The 620-nt window shown below is 71.1% G+C and carries 1 protein-coding gene; it reads left to right on the top strand.

What is annotated here, in order from left to right; translation table 11 throughout:
* Positions 1 to 620, top strand: a 620-nt coding sequence (locus PA598K_RS22075; protein ID WP_185602163.1) for an S-layer homology domain-containing protein, incomplete at both ends; no start/stop codon positions are given.

The raw sequence follows: 620 nt of genomic DNA, 5'->3' as shown, positions 1-620 counted from the left end.
CCTCGTCATCTGGCATCTGGATGGACCGGCGAGCGCGACGCCGCTGGTGAACAGCCGTTACGATGCCGCCAGCGCGGCGATGGTCTTCACGACGACACATCTCAGCGCCTTCGCTGTCGCCGCGCCGTCTCATCGCTTCGGCGATCTGCAGCGCGTCGCATGGGCGAATGACGCGATCGACGCGATGGCTGCGCGCGATGTCATCCGCGGCGTCTCCGAGACGCGCTACGAGCCGCACGCCGAGGTGACGCGCGCCGACTTCATCGCGCTCCTGGTGCGGGCGCTGGAGCTGCGCGGCTCTGGCAGCGCGACCGTCGCCTTCAGCGACGTCAGCTCGTCGGCCTACTACTATGACGAGCTGGCGATCGCCTCCGAGCTGGGCATCGCCCGGGGCACCGGCGACGGGCGCTTCGAGCCGACGCTGGCGATCAGCCGCCAGGACGTGATGACGCTCGTCCAGCGGGCGCTGGCAGCGGCCGACCGCGAGCTGCCTGCCGGCGGATCGCTCGATCGCTTCGCCGATCAGGCCGAGGTGGCCGCCTATGCTCGCGAAAGCGCAGCCGCCCTCGTCGCCGCTGGCATCGTCCAGGGCGTCGGCGACGGCAAGCTCGAGCCGCGCC

Origin of the sequence: Paenibacillus sp. 598K (assembly GCF_003851045.1) — a bacterium.
In the GTDB taxonomy this organism is placed as follows: domain Bacteria; phylum Bacillota; class Bacilli; order Paenibacillales; family Paenibacillaceae; genus Paenibacillus_D.
The sequence above is the reverse complement of the archived record's forward strand: the minus strand, read 5'-3'. Positions and strand labels throughout refer to the sequence as shown.